Here is a 17,030-nt window from a genome sequence, read left to right as displayed (position 1 = left end):
GCCGATTCTCCCTGAAAATCCTGCGCCTTTGGCGCAACATGGGCTAAGACAGCAATGGAAAGACGGAGGAGAGCGCCTCGCCGGGCGCCTTCGCCGCGGCCTTTTTCGGCGAATGTCCGGCGGCGCCCCGCTTGCCTCGCCTGACTTTGCGCAATCCGTCGGGAGCGGCATGAAACGGATTCTCGATTTCGTCTGGCCCGCCATCGGCCTGCTGGCTGTCGGCGTCTCGCTGTTTGTGCTCTACCAGGAGTTTCGCGGCCAGCACATCGGGCCGGAACTCTGGCGGCAGCTGCGCGCCATTCCGCCTTCACGCTACCTTCTCGCCATCGCTTCGACGCTGGTCGCTTACGGGGCGCTCGCCTGGTACGACCGGATCGCGCTCCGTCACCTTGGCGTCACGCATATTTCATGGGCGTTTGTCGCGCTCTGCTCCTTCACCACCTACGCCCTTGCGCATAATATCGGCGCCTCCGTCTTTTCCGGCGGGATGGTGCGCTATCGCGCCTATCACTCGAAGGGCCTCAACGCCGCGCAGGTCGCGGTGCTCGTCGCCCTCTGTTCGCTGACCTTCGGCCTTGGCACGATCCTCGTCGGCGGCCTCATTCTGGTGTTCGAGCCGGATCAGCTTGCGCGCTTCGGCGGCCTGCTCCCGGACGTTCTCACCAATCCGGCGACGGCTTTCGCCATCGGCGCGGCTTTGCTGATTCTGGTGGCGGCCTATCTGATCGGTTCGATTTTCCGCCTGAAGCCGCTGATCATTCGCGGCTTCCGGCTGGAATATCCAAAACCCGACATCGCCGTCCGGCAGCTTCTCGCCGCGCCGCTCGAACTGCTCGGGGCGGCGGGGATCATCTATTTCGCCCTTCCGGCAGCCGGCAATCCGGGCTTTTTCGTCGTGCTGGCGGTATTTGTGGCGTCGTTTTCGGCCGCGCTCGCCTCCAATGCGCCGGGGGGCCTTGGCGTCTTCGAGCTTTTGTTCCTGAAAGCCATGCCCACGACGCCGCAGGTCGAGGTGCTGACCGCGCTGCTCGTATGGCGGCTGTTCTATCTGATCCTCCCGCTGCTTTTCTCGCTCGTCGTTGTCGTTTTGTTCGAACGCAACAAGCTCAAAGAGGCGCTTCATCACGAGGCCGGCCACGCCCCTACGGAGGTCGGCGGCGCGAAGCAGCCCGGCAGGCGGCAAGCGGATGTTTCCTGATCGGAACCTTTAGACGCGCGCCCACGATCATGCGCGTGAGCCTCAGCTCCGCTCACGCCTTGGTTGGATAGATTGTTTCCCCACGGGCCAGCATGGCCACGTATCTTTCGATCCGCTGCGCGCGCGTCTCGGGTTTCTTCGCCTCATGAACGCGATACAGGATCGCGTAGCGGTTGTGGCTGTCGAGGTGGTCGAAGAGACGTTTCGCATCTCTATTGCGATCGAGCACGGATTGCAGATCTTCGGGGACCGTCGCTTTGCTTTGCGGCGCATAGGCGGCCTCCCAGCGGCCGTCGAGCTTGGCTTGCTCGATTTCCCTCGTCCCGGCTGGCTGCATCCGGCCGAGTTCGATCAGCGCGACCGCCCGCTCGCGATTGTTTTGGGACCACTTTCCCTTGGGACGGCGGGGCGTGAAGCGGATAAGCCAGTGGTCGGCATCGAATTTGTCGAGCTGCCCGTCAATCCAGCCGTGGCAGAGCGCGCCATCAATCGCTTCCAGCTTCGAGACGCTCGAAACGCCTGACGTCGCCTTGGCCAGCTTCAGCCACACGCCCTTCGACGTGAACGGCTGGGCTCCGAGCCAGGCTTCCCATTCGGCGCTTGAGGCGAAGGTGAGGACAGGCAGATCGATCTTGGTCTTCGGCGGCGGCATACCGTCTCATCATTGACGCGGCGAGGAGATGAGCGTCGGGGCCATTTTCACCGCGCTGCTTGAAACGGTCAACATCTTTGGCCCGGCGAGGCTGACGCCGCCGGGCCGAGACCGTCAGGCGACGTGCGCGCCTCGCGCCCGGAGGCGGGCCCCCGCGGCAACTTGAGCGGGATCGTCAGTTGCAGACCCTGATACGGCGATAGCCGACGATATTGCCGTAACCATCGACGACCGGCTGGCGGCTGAAATAGCAGGCCGGGGCATCGTAATAGGGGGTCGCGGCGGCTGCGGCGCCGAGCGCGAGACCGGCGGCGAGGCCGCCAACGCCCCAACCCCACGGATGATAATAGCCCCAGGCGGCGGCGGGCGTGCTCGAGGCTGCGACGCCAAGGCCAAGGGTCGCGACGGCAAGGGCAGCGGCGATGGTTTTACGAACTGTGCTCATGATGCTCTCTCCTTCATTCGCCGCGCTTCGTTCCGGCGATGTCTGAAGGTTAAGCCCACCCCGCCCCGTCCGACTGTGCGGGGAAACACGCGATCGTGAACGAATGGTAATGTTTGGGGCGCGTCGGGACAGCGTCTCGGGCTTTGCTGCGCGGGCGATACATGGATCATGATTCGCTCGGTGATCGTTGTTCGTCAGGCGTTCATTCCGCTTCATCCGCCCAGATGCCCGGCTTCAGCCGTATCCCCGCCTCATCGAGCTTGCGTTCGAGATCCTTGCGCGAGCCGTAATTTTCGATCAGCGGACGCGCAAAATCCTCCGGCGCTTTATAGCCATTACTGCGGTAGGGCATGCCCGCAAAGACCTTCAGTGCGGTCTCGGCGTCAAACCAATATCCAACGTCATTCAGAAGAAAGTCCGCCAGCGCAGGATCGTCGAAGCCGATGACTGTGATTTCAGGGTCTCTTTGACCCCAGATCGCCCAGTCCGCATGCTCCGGTATCCAGACAACCGTATCTCCGTGGTAGAGCAGCGCGTCCGCGTCATTGCCGGGGCTGAGCTGGACGAGAGTGGAATATTCTTCATCGGTGATATTCGCGCCGAAACGAAACGAATTGATCTTTCCGAAGTGCTTATAGAAATAGGAAATCGGATTTGGATCGAGGACACTCAGGAGAATTATATCCGTCTGACTACAAAAGCGGCCATCGTGAATGATTTCCATTAGATTCGACCCCAAGCCGAATTCTCGAAGCAGCGTGAATTTATAATTCTTCTTGAATACATATTGAGGCAGAAGGTAGTCTACATGAAAGGCACCCTGTATTATTTCAGTAACTCTTGAGTAATTGTCAATAGACAGAAAGCCTTCGCTCATTATTCGTTCCTCAATCTGAGTTTCATGTTCGCATCTTTTATATTGCTTTGAGGATAGAAATATTCGGCCGTCGCTCCGCCAGTCGATTTTGAGAAATCCCGTATGGAATAGCGTGCTCCCTCTGTGGAGGAATAATTCATCGCCTTCCCATCCGGCCTCGGCGAAGACCCGCAATCGCGCCAAGGCGACCGAGTCCTATCAGCTCGCCCTGGTGTTCGACCCCGCCAACCAATTCGCCAGGGGCGGCCTTTCACTCGCAGGGCGTGCGTAAGGCGCGAGAGCGGCGGGCCTACTCGTCCGCCCAGATGCCGGGCTTCAGCCGTATCCCTGCCTCGTCGAGCTTGCGTTCGAGATCCTTGCGCGAGCCGTAGTTTTCGATCAGCGGACGCGCGAAATCCTCCGGCGCTTTATGGTCGCGATAAGGCATGGCGGCGAACTCCGCGACCGCGGTTTCGGCGTCGATCCAATAGCCGTCTTCGTTAAGCAGGAACTCCGCCTGCGCCGGATCATCGATCCCGATGACGGCGATCTCGCGCGACCTCTCGCCCCAGATCGCCCAACGGCCGTTATCCGGTATCCAGACCACCGTTTCCGAGTTGAATATCAGCGCATCGTTTCTGTTGCCGGGATTCCGCCAAAGCAGCTTTATGTATTCTTCTTCGGTTATATCTGTGCCGAAGTAGAATGAATTGATTCTATCGAAATGTTTATGAAAATAGGAGATTGGCTCAGGGTCCCGAACACTTAACAGAACTTTTTCGGTCTTGTCGCAAAACCGATTATCGTGAACGATCTTTATAAGACCCGTCGTGAAGACGTAGTCAAAATCCGCCAAGAGCGTAAAGTTGTACCGCTTCTTAAATACGCGATCCGGAAGCAACCGGTCCGCATGAAAAATAGGACGGACTGTCTCCTGCACCTTGGGATAGTCGTCGATCATTAGGAAATCCTGGCTCATCGGTTCACCCTCAGCCTGAGTTTCATATCCACCCTTCCGGCGCCATCCACGTGGAAATAATTAGCGCTCGGCCCATCGTGCGATTTTGAGTCATCTCTGACACTGTATTTGGCTCCATCCGGCGAAAAATAATTCGTCACGTTTTCAGCTGACGTGGGTTCAGATTTCCATCCTTGCTCGCGCAAACTTGCTTCGAATCCATCGCGGGTCATATCGAGATCGTAATTAGGCGAACTCGTGCGAGGATTGCTGATATCCGTCCCCTTGACCCCGGGCAGCCCCGGAATGTCGACCGGCTCGCCTCTACCCGGTCGCGGCAGAGGATAGTCCGGCTTGCTGACCTCAGGCCGTTTTCCGGGCTGGACGGGTTCAGGCCTCGTCTCCGGTCGCAACGGTTCCGGAGGTTTTGTCTCCCCGGGTTCGCGCTCGAAACGCCGGGCGCGGGAGCCAAGCCATTCGAGGAAACGGCCGATCGCCTTCAGCCTGCCCTTGCCGCGATAGGCCGCCGGCTCCGCTTCGGCCCCGCCGCCGCTCCAGCGGCCGTGGGCGTCGCGCGGCTGATCGGGATTGTAAGCGGCCTTGACCAGCGGCGCTCCGGCCTCGGCGAAAAGACCCGGATCGACTCCTTGCGCCTTTAACAGAATGTCCGGGCCGACCCCGGCCTTGAGCATTTCTTCAGCGACGAAGAGGCGCAAGACAAGGTAGGGATCGTCGCAAGCCGGCGCGTCGGCGAAAATCAGATGAAGCTGCGCCAGCGCCGCCTCGCCCTCGTTCCACACCCCCGCGGCCCGGCGCAGTCTCGCCAGAAAAAGCGGATCGATCCCTTGTTCAAAGGCCGTCGACAGGATCGCCGCCGCGCGCCGCTCGTCGAGGACGAGACGGGGCCTGCCTCGCCCGTCTTTCTCCATTCCCGCGAGGATGGTTGCAGGACCGAAAACGATACCCTCGCCCGTGATCTCCATCTGAGGCGAGAGACGGCCGGGCCGCGTCCTCGCCCAAAACGCCCGCGAAATGTCGTCTGCCGCGTCCAACCACAGGCTCCCCGTCCGAAGGCTGAGATTTGGCCGGAGCATAATCGCGAACGGCTATTGCGCCTAAAACAAACAGTGAACAGATTTGGGCTGGGAAGAATGTGCGATGGCGGAAAAGCCTATTCCGGCGCGGCCGTCCATCGAGACGCCGCTGCGCGGCTCCTCAGGACGAGGGAAAGGCTTTTGGGGAGAAGTGCGGGACGCGCGGCCGTCTTAACCTATTCATCGCGCGCCTGTGCGACGAGGCCCCGCGGCGGAGCCTCGGCGCGGGCGCGCCCCCTCACACCAGCGCGCCGTGGCAGTGCTTGAATTTCTTGCCTGAACCGCAGGGGCAGGGCTGATTGCGGCCGACCTTGCCGTAAGCGCCGTCGCCTTGCAGCGCCGCCTCCTGCTCTGGACGAACGAGGGTCGCCGTCGATCCGGCGTCCTCGGCCAGAAATGACGGCGCGGAGGGGTGCGTATAAGTCAGCGCGGCCGCGGCTTCCTCGAAGGCCGCGCTCGCCGTCGCGATCTGCGTCAGGCCGGCGGGCTGAAGCGGCTCGTTCGGCTGGGCCGGCTCGAAGGCGACCTCGACGCGGGAAAGCTGCGATGTCGTGAGCTCGCGCAGCTGCGCGATCAACTCGTCAAAGAGCTGGAAAGCCTCGGACTTATATTCGTTGAGCGGATCGCGCTGCGCCATGCCGCGCCAGCCCACCACCTGACGCAAATGATCGAGCGTGACAAGATGCTCGCGCCAGAGATGATCGAGCGCCTGCAGCACGATCTGCTTTTCGATATAGCGCATGACCTCGGCGCCGTTGCGCTCGACCCTCGCCGCATAGGCCTCGTCCGCCGCCTTTTGCAGCCGGTCGCGCATGTCCTCGTCGGTGATGCCCTCTTCCCGGGCCCAATCGGCGAGCGGCAGGTCGAGATTGAGCGCCGCTTTGACCCCTTGGGACAGCGCTTCGATATCCCAGGTCTCGGGATAGGCGTCGTGCGGCGCGTATTTGGTGACGAGATCCTCGACAACGCCCTGGCGCATGTCGTCGATCATCTCCTCGAGCGACTCCTTCGCCATCATCTCGCGGCGCTGCTCGAAGACGACCTTGCGCTGGTCGTTCATGACGTTGTCATATTTGAGAATGTTCTTGCGCATGTCGAAGTTGCGCGCCTCGACCTTTTGCTGCGCCTTCTCGAGCGCCTTGTTGATCCAGGGATGGACGATCGCCTCGTCTTCCTTGAGGCCGAGCTTGACCAGCATGTTTTCCATGCGGTCCGACCCGAAGATGCGCATCAGATCGTCTTTGAGCGATAAAAAGAATTTCGAGCGTCCGGGATCGCCCTGACGGCCGGCGCGCCCGCGCAGCTGATTGTCGATGCGGCGGCTCTCATGGCGCTCGGTGCCGATGATGTACAATCCGCCGGCGGCGATGGCCTTGTTCTTGAACTCTTCGACCTCGGCGCGGATCTCAGTTTCCTTGGCGTCGCGCTCCGGGCCGTCCGACAGATTGGCGCATTCCTGCGTGACGCGCATTTCGACGTTGCCGCCGAGTTTGATGTCGGTGCCGCGGCCGGCCATGTTGGTTGCGATGGTGATCGCGCCCGGTACGCCCGCCTCGGCGACGATATAGGCTTCCTGCTCGTGGAAGCGCGCGTTGAGCACGGCGAAAAGTTTCGAGGGCTTGTTCGATCGCGCCGCCGCGTAAAGCTTGCTCAGCGCCTGCGGCTCCTCGAAGTTGATCTGCTTATAGCCCTGCTTTTTCATCGCCTCGGCGAGTTGCTCGGACTTTTCGATCGACGTCGTGCCGACGAGCATCGGCTGCAGCTTGGCGTTGGCGGCTTCGATCTCGCGCGTGATGGCGCGCAGCTTTTCCTCGGCCGAGCGATAGACCTCATCGTCCTCGTCGACGCGCGCGACCGGCTGGTTGGTCGGGATGTCGACGACTTCGAGCTTATAGATCTCGGCGAATTCATCGGCTTCCGTCGTCGCCGTGCCGGTCATGCCGGCAAGCTTCGAATAGAGGCGAAAATAATTCTGGAAGGTGATCGAGGCGAGCGTCACATTCTCCGGCTGGACCTGAACATGCTCTTTGGCTTCGAGCGCCTGGTGCAGTCCTTCCGAATAGCGCCGGCCGGGCATCATGCGGCCGGTATATTCGTCGATGATGACGACTTCGTCATTGCGGACAATATAATCCTTGTCGCGCTGGAACAATTTGTGCGCGCGCAGCGCCTGATTGACGTGATGGACGATCGTGACATTGACCGCCTCATAAAGCGACCCTTCAGTCAAAATGCCGGCCTCGGTCAGCAATTCTTCCATATGTTCATTGCCGCGCTCGGTGAGATTGGTCGAGCGCTGCTTCTCGTCGACCTCGTAATCTTCCGGATCGAGGCGCGGCAGCACCTTGTCGATCGCGTTGTAAAGATCCGACTTGTCGTCGGACGGTCCCGATATGATCAAGGGCGTGCGCGCTTCGTCGATGAGAATGGAATCGACCTCGTCGACGATGGCGAAGGCGTGGCCGCGCTGGACCATCTGCCCAAGCTCGTACTTCATATTATCGCGCAGATAATCGAAGCCGAACTCATTATTGGTGCCGTAAGTGATGTCGGCGGCATAAGATCTTCGGCGTTCATCATCATCGACGCCATGCACGATGATGCCGGTGGAGAGGCCAAGGAAACGATAGATCTGCCCCATCCATTCGGCGTCGCGGCGGGCGAGATAATCATTGACCGTGACGACATGGACGCCCTTGCCGGCGAGCGCGTTCAGATAGGTCGCGAGGGTCGCGACGAGCGTTTTGCCCTCGCCCGTGCGCATCTCCGCGATACCGCCCTCATGCAGCACCATGCCGCCGATCAGCTGGACGTCGAAATGGCGCTGTCCAAGAACGCGCCGCGCCGCCTCGCGCACGGTGGCGAAGGCCGGGACTAGAAGATCGTCGAGCGTCCGGCCGGCGGCCAGCTCCCCGCGAAAAGCGGTTGTCTTGGCGGCGAGCTCCGCGTCGGTCAGCTTTAGCCATTCGGGTTCGAGCGCGTTGATCGCCGCGACTTTCGGCCGATAGCTCTTCAGTCGGCGATCGTTCGCCGATCCGAAAATCTTCTTCGCGAAGGAGCCCAGCATTATCAAAACACCCTTTCTTGGCCTTTAAGAAACATCCCCGGCGCCCGCCGGCCATGCTTCACATACATCGTCCGCCGCGTGCACTCGATGGCGACAGCTTGTTCCTAAAACCCATCTTCCTAAAACCCATGTCCGCCACCGGGGCCGGCTTTCTTTTCCATGAGGCGGCTCTGGCGTTTTGCTCAGCTTATGGGCTTCCGCGAGGGCCTTCGCTCCCCGCGGACGGCGACAGACATAATGGGCGATTAACACTTATAATTGAAGCTTCACGGAATTTCTTCGATAAACCGATTGCCCGCGAACCGCGTTCCGCGCCACGACACTTACGCCCTTCGCCAGCAGAGGCGCCGCCTCGCTCGCGAGATCGACGCAAAAAGCGCCGCCGCTTTTCGCCGCCGCGCGCCCGCCTCCACTCCAAACAACCTTTGCCGCGACGCGAAAATGCCTCTCGACGCACATTTCAGAGATAAGATTGCGGTGGCGCCTTGTCAAACCCGCCTGTCCATGCATCTTTCGCCGCCACGCGCAACTCACGATCCGCCCGTGGCGGGGCGCGCCATGACGGTTTTTTGTATCTCGACCAGCTCGGAGCACAATTGCATGTTCAAGAAGACATCCTCGCGCGCCCTGGCCGCCGGCCTTGCATGCGCCCTGGCGATCGGCGTGCCCTCGCTCCTCGCCGCCGACGAAGTTCACGGGAAGGTGCTGGCGACGGTCAATGGCCAGCCGATCACCGATGAGGATTTGAAGATTGCGACCGAGGATCTTGGCCCGAGCCTGCCGGCGCAGGTCACAGGCAAGGCCCGGGAGGCCTATCTCCTTGATTTCCTGATCGACGGCATGCTGGTGGCGCAGAAAGCGCAGGCCGAAAAGCTCGACAAGACGAAAGAGTTTGCCGACAAGCTCGCCTATTATCACGAAAAGCTGCTGATGGAGACGCTGCTCGGGCAGGTCGCGAAGACCGCTTTGACGGACGAGGCGTTGAAGAAGACGTATGACGACGCCGCCAAGGCGCAAAAGCCCGAGACCGAGATTCACGCGCGCCACATATTGGTCGCGACGGACGACGACGCCAAAGCCGTGATCAAGCGCCTCAAGGCGGGCGAGGACTTCGCCAAAGTCGCCAAGGAAGTGTCGAAGGACAAGGGTTCCGACGGCGGCGATCTCGGCTGGTTCACCAAGGACAAGATGGTGCCGGAATTCGCCGAGGCCGCCTTCAAGCTGGAGCCTGGACAATTGTCCGAGCCGGTGAAGAGCCCGTTCGGATGGCATGTGATCGAGGTGGAAGGCAAGCGCGAGAAGCCTTTCCCGAGCTTCGACGAAGTCAAGGAGCAGGTCAGCCGCTACGTCGTGCAGAAAGCGCAGAGCGAACTCGTCGCCGAGCTGCGCAAAGGCGCGAAGATCGAGCGCACCGAAGCCGCGCCGACCGATCCCGACGCCGCCAAACCCGATGGCGCGGCTGCGACGCCTGCGCCCGCTGCGCCGGCTCCGGCTGCGCCCTCTGAAAACAAGAAATAAACGCAATTATACCGCGCACAAATTCATTGTGCGCTCTTTATTTGCGGATTTCAGGAGAAGCGCCGTCTCCGACGCCCACGCTTCTCCTCCCCGCTCCGGCAGGATTGACCGATCTCGCCGCATCAATCCGGCCCCGCCCGATCCGGCGGCTCGCATCATCTCGAGGTTGACCCATGGCCGCCGTCTCGCCGCTCGCGCCGACATCCTACCCGGACTTGCCGGAAATCGGCGGCGTTCGCTTCGCCGCGGGCGCCGCAGGCATTCGCTATAAGGGCCGCACCGACGTAATGCTGGCCCTGTTCGACAAAGGCACGGAAGTCGCCGGCGTCTTTACGAAATCGAAATGTCCGTCCGCGCCGGTCGACTGGTGCAGGGCCCGCCTGTCCGGCGGCAAGGCGCGGGCCCTCGTCGTCAATTCCGGCAACGCCAACGCCTTTACGGGCCGGCTCGGCGCGCAGGCGACGAAGCAGACCGCTGCGATCGCGGCGAAAGCCACGGGCGCGCCGCAGAGCGAAATCTTTCTTGCCTCGACCGGCGTCATCGGCGAGCCGCTCGACGCCGCCAAATTCGACGGAGTGCTGGCGAAGCTCGCGAGCAAAGCAAAGCCAGGCGACATGTTCGAGGCCGCCAAGGCGATCATGACCACGGACACCTATCCCAAGGTGGCGACCGCTAAGGTTGAGCTTGACGGAGTGACGGTCACACTGTCCGGCATGGCGAAGGGCGCCGGCATGATCGCCCCGGACATGGCGACGATGCTCTCATTTGTCTTTACCGACGCGCCGATCGCAGCGGGGGCGTTGCAGGCCATGCTCTCCAAAAGCGTGCAAGGCTCGTTCAACGCCATCACGGTGGATAGCGACACCTCGACTTCGGACACTTTGCTGCTGTTCGCCACCGGAGCCGCGGCGCAGCGCGGCGCGCCAAAAATCACCGCCGCCAATGACCGGCGTCTTGCGCCCTTCAAGGCGGCGCTGGACACCCTGCTGCTTGATCTCGCGCATCAGGTGGTCAAAGACGGCGAGGGCGCGCGCAAATTCGTCGAGATCACGGTCGCGGGCGCGGCCTCCGCGGCGGCTGCGAAGCGCATCGCTCTGTCGATCGCCAATTCGCCGCTGGTCAAGACGGCGATCGCGGGCGAGGACGCCAATTGGGGCCGCATCGTCGCCGCCGTCGGCAAGGCGGGCGAAAAGGCCGAGCGGGACAGGCTGGCGATCTGGTTCGGCGAAATTCGCGTTGCGAACAAGGGCCAGCGCGACCCGGCCTATGACGAGGCCGAGGTTTCAAAGCTCATGCGCGAGCCGAAGATCGATATTTATGTCGAAATCGGCGTCGGCCAAGGCAAGGCGACGGTCTGGACCTGCGACCTCACCAAGGAATATGTCGAGATCAACGGCGACTATCGCTCGTGAGGCGGCGCCTGTGAGGCTGCTGCTCGTCGTCGCCTGCGCTCTGATCGACGCCGACGCGCGGGTTTTGATCGCGCAGCGTCCCGAAGGCAAGGCGCTGGCCGGGCTTTGGGAATTTCCTGGCGGCAAAGTCGACCCCGGCGAGCGCCCCGAGCAGGCGCTGATCCGCGAATTGCACGAAGAACTGGGCATTGCGGTGAAAGAGCCCTGCCTTGCGCCGCTGACTTTCGCGAGCTTCGCCTACGCTGAGTTTCATCTGTTGATGCCGCTTTTTATCTGCCGGCGCTGGGAGGGTTTGGTCGGCGCACGGGAGGGTCAGGCGCTGAAATGGGTTTTTCCGAAGGATCTGCGGTCCTATCCCATGCCGCCCGCCGACGCGCCGCTGATCCCCGCGCTGATCGACCTTTTGGGCGCGTGAGCGCGCAGGCTATGCGCCGCGGTCTTCCCGAACGATGTCGTCCCGTCACTGGAAAATGCGTTATTTGCGAGATTGCCGATTTTCGGCGCAAACTTTGCGGATAAAGTGCGGGATGATGCCGTTCGCCCCCGGCTCTGAACGAACACGGCGGGCGGACCCTGTTCCGCCAGAGGGCTTTTCAGTTGGTGCATTTTGAAAACGTCGGCCTGCGCTATGGCATGGGCGCTGAAATCCTCAAGGACATCAGCTTTTCCATCGAGCCGCAGTCCTTCCAGTTTCTGACCGGCCCGTCCGGCGCCGGCAAGACGACGCTTTTGCGTCTCATTCTCCTGTCCCTGCGGCCGACGCGCGGCCTGATCCGGCTTTTCGGCCGCGACGCTTTGAGCTTGGATAAAAACGCCATCACGGACCTGCGGCGGCGGATCGGCGTCGTGTTTCAGGATTTTCGCCTGCTCGATCACCTCACCACCTATGAAAATGTCGCCCTCCCCCTGCGCGTTCGCGGCATGGACGAGGCGAGCTATCGCGCCGAAGTGACCGAGCTTTTGCATTGGGTCGGCCTCGGCGAGCGCATGAACATTCTGCCGCCCGTGCTCTCCGGCGGCGAGAAGCAGCGCGCCGTCATTGCGCGGGCTCTCATCGTGCGCCCGCAACTCCTGCTCGCCGACGAGCCGACCGGCAATGTCGATCCAAGCCTTGCGCGGAGGCTTCTGCGGCTGTTCACAGAGCTGCATAAGTCGGGGACGTCGGTCGTCATCGCGACGCATGATCTCGCCCTGATGGACCAGTTCGACGGCGCGCGCCGTCTCGTTCTCGGCGACGGGCGGCTGCATATTTTCGACTGAACCGCCGTCCGGGCGCGGCGGCGCGAAAAAACAAGGGCCAGGGATGGGCATGTTTTCAGAGGCTTTGCGGCGCACGCAATCGGCGGCGGCGGCGCTGAACGAGCGGCGCGAAGCGGTGCGCGACATGCGGCGCGAAAAGGCGCTCGTGCCGGCTTCCTCCATCGCCGGGCGGGCGCTCGTCACCGTCATCGCCATCATGACCTTTCTCGCGGCGCTGACCTCCGGCGCCGCCATCCTCATCGCCGACGCCTCATCGGCCTGGCAGAGCCAGGTGGCGCGCGAAATGACGATCCAGATCCGCCCGACGGTCGGACGCGACATCGAGGCGGACGCCGAAAAAGCCGCCGCGATCGCGCGCAAGGCGCCGGGCGTCGCAGCCGTCCGGCCCTACACCAAGGCGGAATCGGAGGCGCTGCTGCAACCCTGGCTGGGCGGCAATCTCGATCTTTCGGAACTGCCGGTGCCAAGGCTCGTCGTCATCAGCCTTGAGCCGGGAGCGAGCCTCAACGTCACGGCCCTGGGCAGAGCCTTGAGCGAGGCCATTCCAGGCTTGAGCCTCGACGATCATCAGCATTGGCTGGAGCGTCTCGCCGTAATGGCGAAAACCGTCGTCGTCGTGGCGGCGCTGATTTTCGCGCTGGTGCTCGTCGCGATGATACTGGCGGTGGCTTTCGCGACGCGGGGCGCCATGGCGGGCAATCGCGAAATCATCGAGGTGCTGCATTTCGTCGGCGCCGCCGACGACTATATTTCACGCCAGTTCCAACGCCATTTCTTTCAGCTTGGACTGCGCGGCGGGGCAATCGGCGGCGGCGCCGCGATCCTTGCCTTTTATGTCGCCTCGACGCTCGCCGCCTGGACCCGCGCGACGCCGGGCGGCGATCAGGTCGAAGCCATGTTCGGCAGTTTTTCGCTGGGGCGAAACGTCTATGTTGCGATCCTCGCGATCACGGCGGGGATAGCGATCGTCACCGGGCTCGTCTCGCGGATCATCGTTTTCCGCCACCTGCGGGATTTAAGCTGACCCACTACCCACGTGAACGATGTCTTGAAGCCTTAACCACCGTCATAAGCCGCTTCAAGCGCCCTGATATCCAGCTTGCTCATCTTGAGCATGGCCTCCATTGCCCGTTTGGCGCCCGCCGCATCCGCGCCGCCGATGAACTCGGGCAGACGCGAGGGGACAAGCTGCCAGGACAGGCCATAGCGGTCTTTCAGCCAGCCGCAGCGGCCATATTCGCCGCCTGCGCCAAGCTTCTCCCACAACTCGTCAACCTCGGCCTCGTTTTGGCAATCGACCGATAGCGAGATCGCCTCATTGAATTTGAAATGGGGGCCGCCGTTGAGGGCGAGAAGCTGAACGCCCGCGAGCTCAAAGCTCATGGTCAGGACCGAGCCCGGCTTTCCAGGTCCGGCCTCGCCATAGCGCGAGACCTGAAGAATGCGCGAACCGGGGAACAGCGAGATGTAGAAATTCACCGCCTCCTCGGCCTCATGGTCGAACCAGAGGAATGTGCGGATTTTCTGCACGGCAGTCATGCTTATGCTCCCCTCGCGGCGCTCAGGCGGGTACGATCACCATCCAGGAGACGCCGAAGCGGTCCGCCGCCATACCGAAGCGCGGCGAAAAGAACGTCTTGCCCAGCGGCATCTGCACCGCGCCGCCGTCGGAGAGCGCCGCGAACACGCGGTCCGCTTCCTCCGCGTCCCTCGCGGCGTAGGAGAGCGCGAAGCCCTGAAAATCCGGCTTGCCCGAGCAGCGGCCGTCCGAGCCCATGACGACGCCATCGCCGATCTTGAGGCTCATATGCATGACCTTGCCCTCCGAGCCCGGAGGCACCATGCCTTCAGGACAGGGATCGGGGCTGTCCTTATAGCGCATCAGCATTTCTATCTTGGCGCCGAAGACCTTTTGGTAGAAGGCGGCGGCTTCCTCGGCGCGTCCTTCAAAAAACAGGTAAGGCTGTATCGTCATGATGGTCCTCCCTAACTTATGATGATGCAAAGAAAGTTGCCCGCGACCGCAGGAGTCAAAGGCCGGCGAGATAGTCAGCGAGCTGGTCGAGCGTGCCGTCCCAGCCCTTTTGCATGCTGTCCTTCGCGCCGGCGAAGGTCGCGCGCTCCGCGTCTGTCGCGTTGATCGGCAGCCAGCTGACTGTCAGCTTCGTACGCTGCCCTTCATCTTCCAGCGAGAAGATCGAACGCGTTTCGAGCGGCCAGGTCGGGCTCATCGGGTGCCGGGAGAGCCCGCCTTTTTCGTCGGAAAACGAAGTGACGACCACGATCCGCGCCGGCTTCTCGATCTCCTGATAGATGAACCGGCCCCACATCGCGCCGCCGTCTGGCGTCCTCAATCCGTAGAGGTAGCTGCCGCCCGGGCGGAAATCCATCTTCGCGGCAATGACGGAATAGCCCTTCGGCCCCCACCATTTCGCCAGGCGCTCCGGATCCGTCAGCGCCTGCCACAGAAGCGGCCGGGGCGCGTCAAAGCTGCGCGAGATGACGAAGGGTTCAAGTGCATCGGCGGATGCGGCGGTCTCAGACGATAAAGGCATGATGACCTCTCAGGATTCTTTGAGGGAGCTGGCGAGCCGCGCCAGATTGTCGAAGGCGCCGGTCCAGCCCCATTTGTGCGAGGCGGCGGATTCTCTTGTGCCAAGGCCAGACTGGATGAAGACCATGTCGGTTTTGCCATCCCGCTCGTTCAGCGTGACGATGATCTCGGTGTTGGCGCGCGGTTCGAGATCATTTCGCTCCCAGATGTGAGTGAGAACGAGACGCGACGGACGGTCGATCTCCAGATACTCGCCCCCGGCGATATAGTCGTTTCCGTCCGGCGAGCGCATGCCGGAGCGCCATTTGCCGCCGATCCTGAGATCAACCTCGGCGAACAGCACGGTGAAACCGGCCGGGCAGAGCCAGCGCATCATATGCTCGGCCTCGGTCCAGGCCTTCCAGACAAGGATGCGGGGCGCCTCAAATGTGCGATTGAGGACGAGCGTATGACCATTTCCGGCCTCGCCGGTCGTCCGCGCCAATCCTTCCAGAATGCCCATCCAGCCAGCCCGGATGCCGGCGCTGCGCGGCGTCCATTCTGGATCGAGCTCGTGGGTCAGCGTCAAAAAACTCCCGGCGCCGTCCGGCTCTATATCGATCGTGACGACGGTCGAGCCTCCCTGCCGCTCGGTTGCGAAGCTGAAGACGATGCGGCGCGGGCGCAGGATTTCGAGATATTCGCCAAAATGCGTCGCCAGCGTCTCGCCGCGCTGCTCATGGACCGCGAAACCGCCGCCGACGCGGGCGTCGATCTCGACATGCCTTGAAACCCCGTCGGGCGTCGCGAACAGCCAGGCCCCGACCGCCTTGGGATCGAACCAGGCGTCGAAAAGACGCTCGGGCGAAGCGGCGAAACGCCGGGAAACGGTAAGGGTCTGACTTAGCACGTCAGCTGCGAGGCGCATCGGGATTCCCTTTCTGCAAATCCTTGAGATAGGCGTCGAGCCGGTCGAAGCTTCCTTCCCAGAACCGGCGGTAAGTCTCCAGCCAGCCCGCTAATTCCTGCATTGGAGCGGCCTCAAGCCGGCACGGGCGCCATTGCGCCTCGCGCCCGCGGCTGATGAGGCCGGCGCGCTCCAGCACCTTGAGATGTTTTGAGATCGCGGGCTGGCTGATGGAAAAGGGCGCGGCAAGCTCATTGACCGAGGCTTCGCCCTGCGCGAGCCGCGCGAGGATCGCCCGGCGGGTCGGGTCCGCGAGGGCGGAGAGCGTGGCGCTGAGGCGATCTTCCATGAAAACCTGTTAGTTATATAACTGGTTGTCTATATACAGAAGGTGGGCTCGCCCGTCAAGCGCGGCACGGGCAATGATTAGGTCAAGCCGCGCTTCGTCGCTTTTGACGAATTTCTGAGTCGCGGTTTTGGAAATGAGCGCACGGGCCGCGATCGTCACCCGGCCGGCGCCGCAGATCAGAATGTTTCGCGAGCCGCGGGATTTAAGTCGAGGGAGGGGAGACGCCGCGCATGGCAAAACAAGGGGATTATGTACTTTGCGAACCATGCGAATCGGGGTAGCCTGCGCTCATTGCTGAGCGTAGGAGAGATTTCATGGCAAGGGCGACTATACAGACGGCGCTTCAGGAGGACGTTAAGAAGGCCCTAGAGGAAAATTTAAACCTTCTAGACCCGGAAAAACATAAAACTGCCCGCAACATGACAGTCGCATTAATCCAGCTTCTGTATTTTCAAGGCGAGATTTTGAAGGCCCAAACAAAAATTCGGGATGATGTTGCGCTTCTTCACAACAAGCTCCAGCCAATTCTAAAATATCTCGAGGAAGATAATTCAGATTGGCGGTCCCGCAATCCAAACTACGAGGGCGGATAGTCGTCATTTATTCTTGCGACCTATCGAGGCGGGCCGCGTGGGAGCCGCTGCATCCGGCGGCGGCTTATGCCGTGCGACCTGCTTTAGCTTTTCCTCGAAGTGCGATTCGTTTTCGTCGCAGCCAAGCTCGCGGGCAGCTTCCGTAAATCGTTCTTTCTGATTAGGTTTATCTTTTTCCATGACTGATT

The 17,030-nt window shown here is 61.8% G+C and carries 19 protein-coding genes and 2 pseudogenes; 8 read left to right on the top strand and 13 right to left on the bottom strand.

The features are described from left to right. Positions 1–169: 169 nt before the first annotated feature. Positions 170–1,198 carry a lysylphosphatidylglycerol synthase domain-containing protein gene (locus MPC4_RS20645; RefSeq protein ID WP_174514191.1) on the top strand — a complete coding sequence of 343 codons (1,029 nt, stop codon included), beginning with the start codon at positions 170–172 and terminating at the stop codon, positions 1,196–1,198. Between the two features lie 52 nt (positions 1,199–1,250). Here the strand turns inward: MPC4_RS20645 and MPC4_RS20640 are convergent, their stop codons facing one another. The 3 genes from MPC4_RS20640 to MPC4_RS20630 all read right to left on the bottom strand — a co-directional run bounded on the left by MPC4_RS20640 (position 1,251) and on the right by MPC4_RS20630 (position 3,172). After that, positions 1,251–1,850, bottom strand: a complete 600-nt coding sequence (locus MPC4_RS20640; RefSeq protein ID WP_174514190.1) for a YdeI/OmpD-associated family protein — start codon at positions 1,848–1,850, stop codon at positions 1,251–1,253. Positions 1,851–2,025: 175 nt separating this feature from the next. Next, a complete protein-coding gene (locus MPC4_RS20635) occupies positions 2,026–2,295 on the bottom strand; it encodes a hypothetical protein (protein ID WP_134490374.1) in 270 nt (89 codons plus the stop codon). A 202-nt stretch (positions 2,296–2,497) separates the two neighbouring features. Further along, positions 2,498–3,172 carry a hypothetical protein gene (locus tag MPC4_RS20630; RefSeq protein ID WP_174514189.1) on the bottom strand — a complete coding sequence of 225 codons (675 nt, stop codon included), beginning with the start codon at positions 3,170–3,172 and terminating at the stop codon, positions 2,498–2,500. A gap of 112 nt (positions 3,173–3,284) precedes the next feature. Here MPC4_RS20630 and MPC4_RS20625 point away from each other — a divergent pair, with 112 nt between their 5' ends. Further along, on the top strand, positions 3,285–3,443 hold the full coding sequence (locus tag MPC4_RS20625; protein ID WP_174514188.1) for a hypothetical protein: 159 nt from the start codon (positions 3,285–3,287) through the stop codon (positions 3,441–3,443). Positions 3,444–3,461: 18 nt separating this feature from the next. On the opposite strand, the gene MPC4_RS20620 is transcribed toward MPC4_RS20625, so the two are convergent. From MPC4_RS20620 to secA, 4 genes and pseudogenes are all read right to left on the bottom strand, one after another. Further along, positions 3,462–4,112 carry a hypothetical protein gene (locus MPC4_RS20620; RefSeq protein ID WP_174514187.1) on the bottom strand — a complete coding sequence of 217 codons (651 nt, stop codon included), beginning with the start codon at positions 4,110–4,112 and terminating at the stop codon, positions 3,462–3,464. A gap of 14 nt (positions 4,113–4,126) precedes the next feature. Next, complete coding sequence (locus tag MPC4_RS20615; protein ID WP_174514186.1) at positions 4,127–5,161, bottom strand: hypothetical protein; 1,035 nt, start codon at positions 5,159–5,161, stop codon at positions 4,127–4,129. A 280-nt stretch (positions 5,162–5,441) separates the two neighbouring features. After that, positions 5,442–5,522, bottom strand: a pseudogene (locus MPC4_RS21840) (SEC-C metal-binding domain-containing protein); the annotation flags it as partial. Positions 5,523–5,728: 206 nt separating this feature from the next. Next, positions 5,729–8,270: pseudogene (gene secA / locus MPC4_RS20610) on the bottom strand (preprotein translocase subunit SecA); the annotation flags it as partial. 600 nt (positions 8,271–8,870) lie between these two features. Here secA and MPC4_RS20605 point away from each other — a divergent pair. From MPC4_RS20605 to MPC4_RS20585, 5 genes are all read left to right on the top strand, one after another. Next, positions 8,871–9,788, top strand: coding sequence for a peptidylprolyl isomerase (locus tag MPC4_RS20605; RefSeq protein ID WP_174514184.1), 918 nt, complete (start codon positions 8,871–8,873; stop codon positions 9,786–9,788). A gap of 173 nt (positions 9,789–9,961) precedes the next feature. Next, positions 9,962–11,200 (top strand): bifunctional glutamate N-acetyltransferase/amino-acid acetyltransferase ArgJ, encoded by a 1,239-nt coding sequence (gene argJ, locus MPC4_RS20600; RefSeq protein WP_174514183.1) that lies wholly within the window; start codon positions 9,962–9,964, stop codon positions 11,198–11,200. Continuing rightward, the gene (locus MPC4_RS20595; protein ID WP_174514182.1) at positions 11,169–11,615 is read left to right on the top strand and encodes a (deoxy)nucleoside triphosphate pyrophosphohydrolase; all 447 of its coding nucleotides are present in this window, start codon (positions 11,169–11,171) and stop codon (positions 11,613–11,615) included. The genes argJ and MPC4_RS20595 overlap by 32 nt, the downstream gene beginning before the upstream one ends. A gap of 182 nt (positions 11,616–11,797) precedes the next feature. Next, positions 11,798–12,460 carry a cell division ATP-binding protein FtsE gene (gene ftsE, locus MPC4_RS20590; RefSeq protein ID WP_134490388.1) on the top strand — a complete coding sequence of 221 codons (663 nt, stop codon included), beginning with the start codon at positions 11,798–11,800 and terminating at the stop codon, positions 12,458–12,460. Positions 12,461–12,509: 49 nt separating this feature from the next. After that, positions 12,510–13,484 (top strand): cell division protein FtsX, encoded by a 975-nt coding sequence (locus MPC4_RS20585; RefSeq protein ID WP_174514220.1) that lies wholly within the window; start codon positions 12,510–12,512, stop codon positions 13,482–13,484. A gap of 32 nt (positions 13,485–13,516) precedes the next feature. On the opposite strand, the gene MPC4_RS20580 is transcribed toward MPC4_RS20585, so the two are convergent. The 5 genes from MPC4_RS20580 to MPC4_RS20560 are packed head-to-tail and all read right to left on the bottom strand — an operon-like array spanning position 13,517 to position 16,249. Further along, entirely contained in the window at positions 13,517–13,990 is a 474-nt protein-coding gene (locus MPC4_RS20580) for a VOC family protein (RefSeq protein ID WP_210253699.1), read from the bottom strand. A 31-nt stretch (positions 13,991–14,021) separates the two neighbouring features. Next, complete coding sequence (locus MPC4_RS20575; protein ID WP_174514180.1) at positions 14,022–14,435, bottom strand: VOC family protein; 414 nt, start codon at positions 14,433–14,435, stop codon at positions 14,022–14,024. Positions 14,436–14,490: 55 nt separating this feature from the next. After that, positions 14,491–15,015: an SRPBCC family protein gene (locus tag MPC4_RS20570; protein ID WP_174514179.1), complete on the bottom strand. Its 525-nt coding sequence runs from the start codon at positions 15,013–15,015 to the stop codon at positions 14,491–14,493. A 9-nt stretch (positions 15,016–15,024) separates the two neighbouring features. Continuing rightward, positions 15,025–15,921, bottom strand: a complete 897-nt coding sequence (locus tag MPC4_RS20565; protein WP_174514178.1) for an SRPBCC family protein — start codon at positions 15,919–15,921, stop codon at positions 15,025–15,027. After that, positions 15,905–16,249, bottom strand: coding sequence for an ArsR/SmtB family transcription factor (locus MPC4_RS20560; protein ID WP_134490396.1), 345 nt, complete (start codon positions 16,247–16,249; stop codon positions 15,905–15,907). Before MPC4_RS20560 ends, MPC4_RS20565 begins: the two co-directional genes overlap by 17 nt. A gap of 314 nt (positions 16,250–16,563) precedes the next feature. On the opposite strand from MPC4_RS20560, the gene MPC4_RS20555 reads away from it, so the two are divergent. Then, complete coding sequence (locus tag MPC4_RS20555; RefSeq protein WP_174514177.1) at positions 16,564–16,842, top strand: hypothetical protein; 279 nt, start codon at positions 16,564–16,566, stop codon at positions 16,840–16,842. 3 nt (positions 16,843–16,845) lie between these two features. On the opposite strand, the gene MPC4_RS20550 is transcribed toward MPC4_RS20555, so the two are convergent. Next, entirely contained in the window at positions 16,846–17,022 is a 177-nt protein-coding gene (locus MPC4_RS20550; RefSeq protein ID WP_174514176.1) for a hypothetical protein, read from the bottom strand. Between the last annotated feature and the right edge of the window lie 8 nt (positions 17,023–17,030).

This window comes from Methylocella tundrae (assembly GCF_901905185.1).
In the GTDB taxonomy this organism is placed as follows: Bacteria; Pseudomonadota; Alphaproteobacteria; order Rhizobiales; family Beijerinckiaceae; genus Methylocapsa; species Methylocapsa tundrae.
The sequence above is the reverse complement of the archived record's forward strand: the minus strand, read 5'-3'. Positions and strand labels throughout refer to the sequence as shown.

Coding starts and splice junctions, on each gene's coding strand:
- MPC4_RS20555 (WP_174514177.1), top strand. CDS start 16,564: ATGGCAAGGGCGACTATACAGACGGCGCTTCAGGAGGACGTTAAGAAG.
- argJ (WP_174514183.1), top strand. CDS start 9,962: ATGGCCGCCGTCTCGCCGCTCGCGCCGACATCCTACCCGGACTTGCCG.
- MPC4_RS20635 (WP_134490374.1), bottom strand. CDS start 2,295: ATGAGCACAGTTCGTAAAACCATCGCCGCTGCCCTTGCCGTCGCGACC.
- MPC4_RS20570 (WP_174514179.1), bottom strand. CDS start 15,015: ATGCCTTTATCGTCTGAGACCGCCGCATCCGCCGATGCACTTGAACCC.
- MPC4_RS20620 (WP_174514187.1), bottom strand. CDS start 4,112: ATGATCGACGACTATCCCAAGGTGCAGGAGACAGTCCGTCCTATTTTT.
- MPC4_RS20630 (WP_174514189.1), bottom strand. CDS start 3,172: ATGAGCGAAGGCTTTCTGTCTATTGACAATTACTCAAGAGTTACTGAA.
- MPC4_RS20560 (WP_134490396.1), bottom strand. CDS start 16,249: ATGGAAGATCGCCTCAGCGCCACGCTCTCCGCCCTCGCGGACCCGACC.
- MPC4_RS20575 (WP_174514180.1), bottom strand. CDS start 14,435: ATGACGATACAGCCTTACCTGTTTTTTGAAGGACGCGCCGAGGAAGCC.
- MPC4_RS20565 (WP_174514178.1), bottom strand. CDS start 15,921: ATGCGCCTCGCAGCTGACGTGCTAAGTCAGACCCTTACCGTTTCCCGG.
- MPC4_RS20640 (WP_174514190.1), bottom strand. CDS start 1,850: ATGCCGCCGCCGAAGACCAAGATCGATCTGCCTGTCCTCACCTTCGCC.
- MPC4_RS20595 (WP_174514182.1), top strand. CDS start 11,169: ATGTCGAGATCAACGGCGACTATCGCTCGTGAGGCGGCGCCTGTGAGG.
- MPC4_RS20550 (WP_174514176.1), bottom strand. CDS start 17,022: ATGGAAAAAGATAAACCTAATCAGAAAGAACGATTTACGGAAGCTGCC.
- MPC4_RS20585 (WP_174514220.1), top strand. CDS start 12,510: ATGTTTTCAGAGGCTTTGCGGCGCACGCAATCGGCGGCGGCGGCGCTG.
- MPC4_RS20645 (WP_174514191.1), top strand. CDS start 170: ATGAAACGGATTCTCGATTTCGTCTGGCCCGCCATCGGCCTGCTGGCT.
- MPC4_RS20605 (WP_174514184.1), top strand. CDS start 8,871: ATGTTCAAGAAGACATCCTCGCGCGCCCTGGCCGCCGGCCTTGCATGC.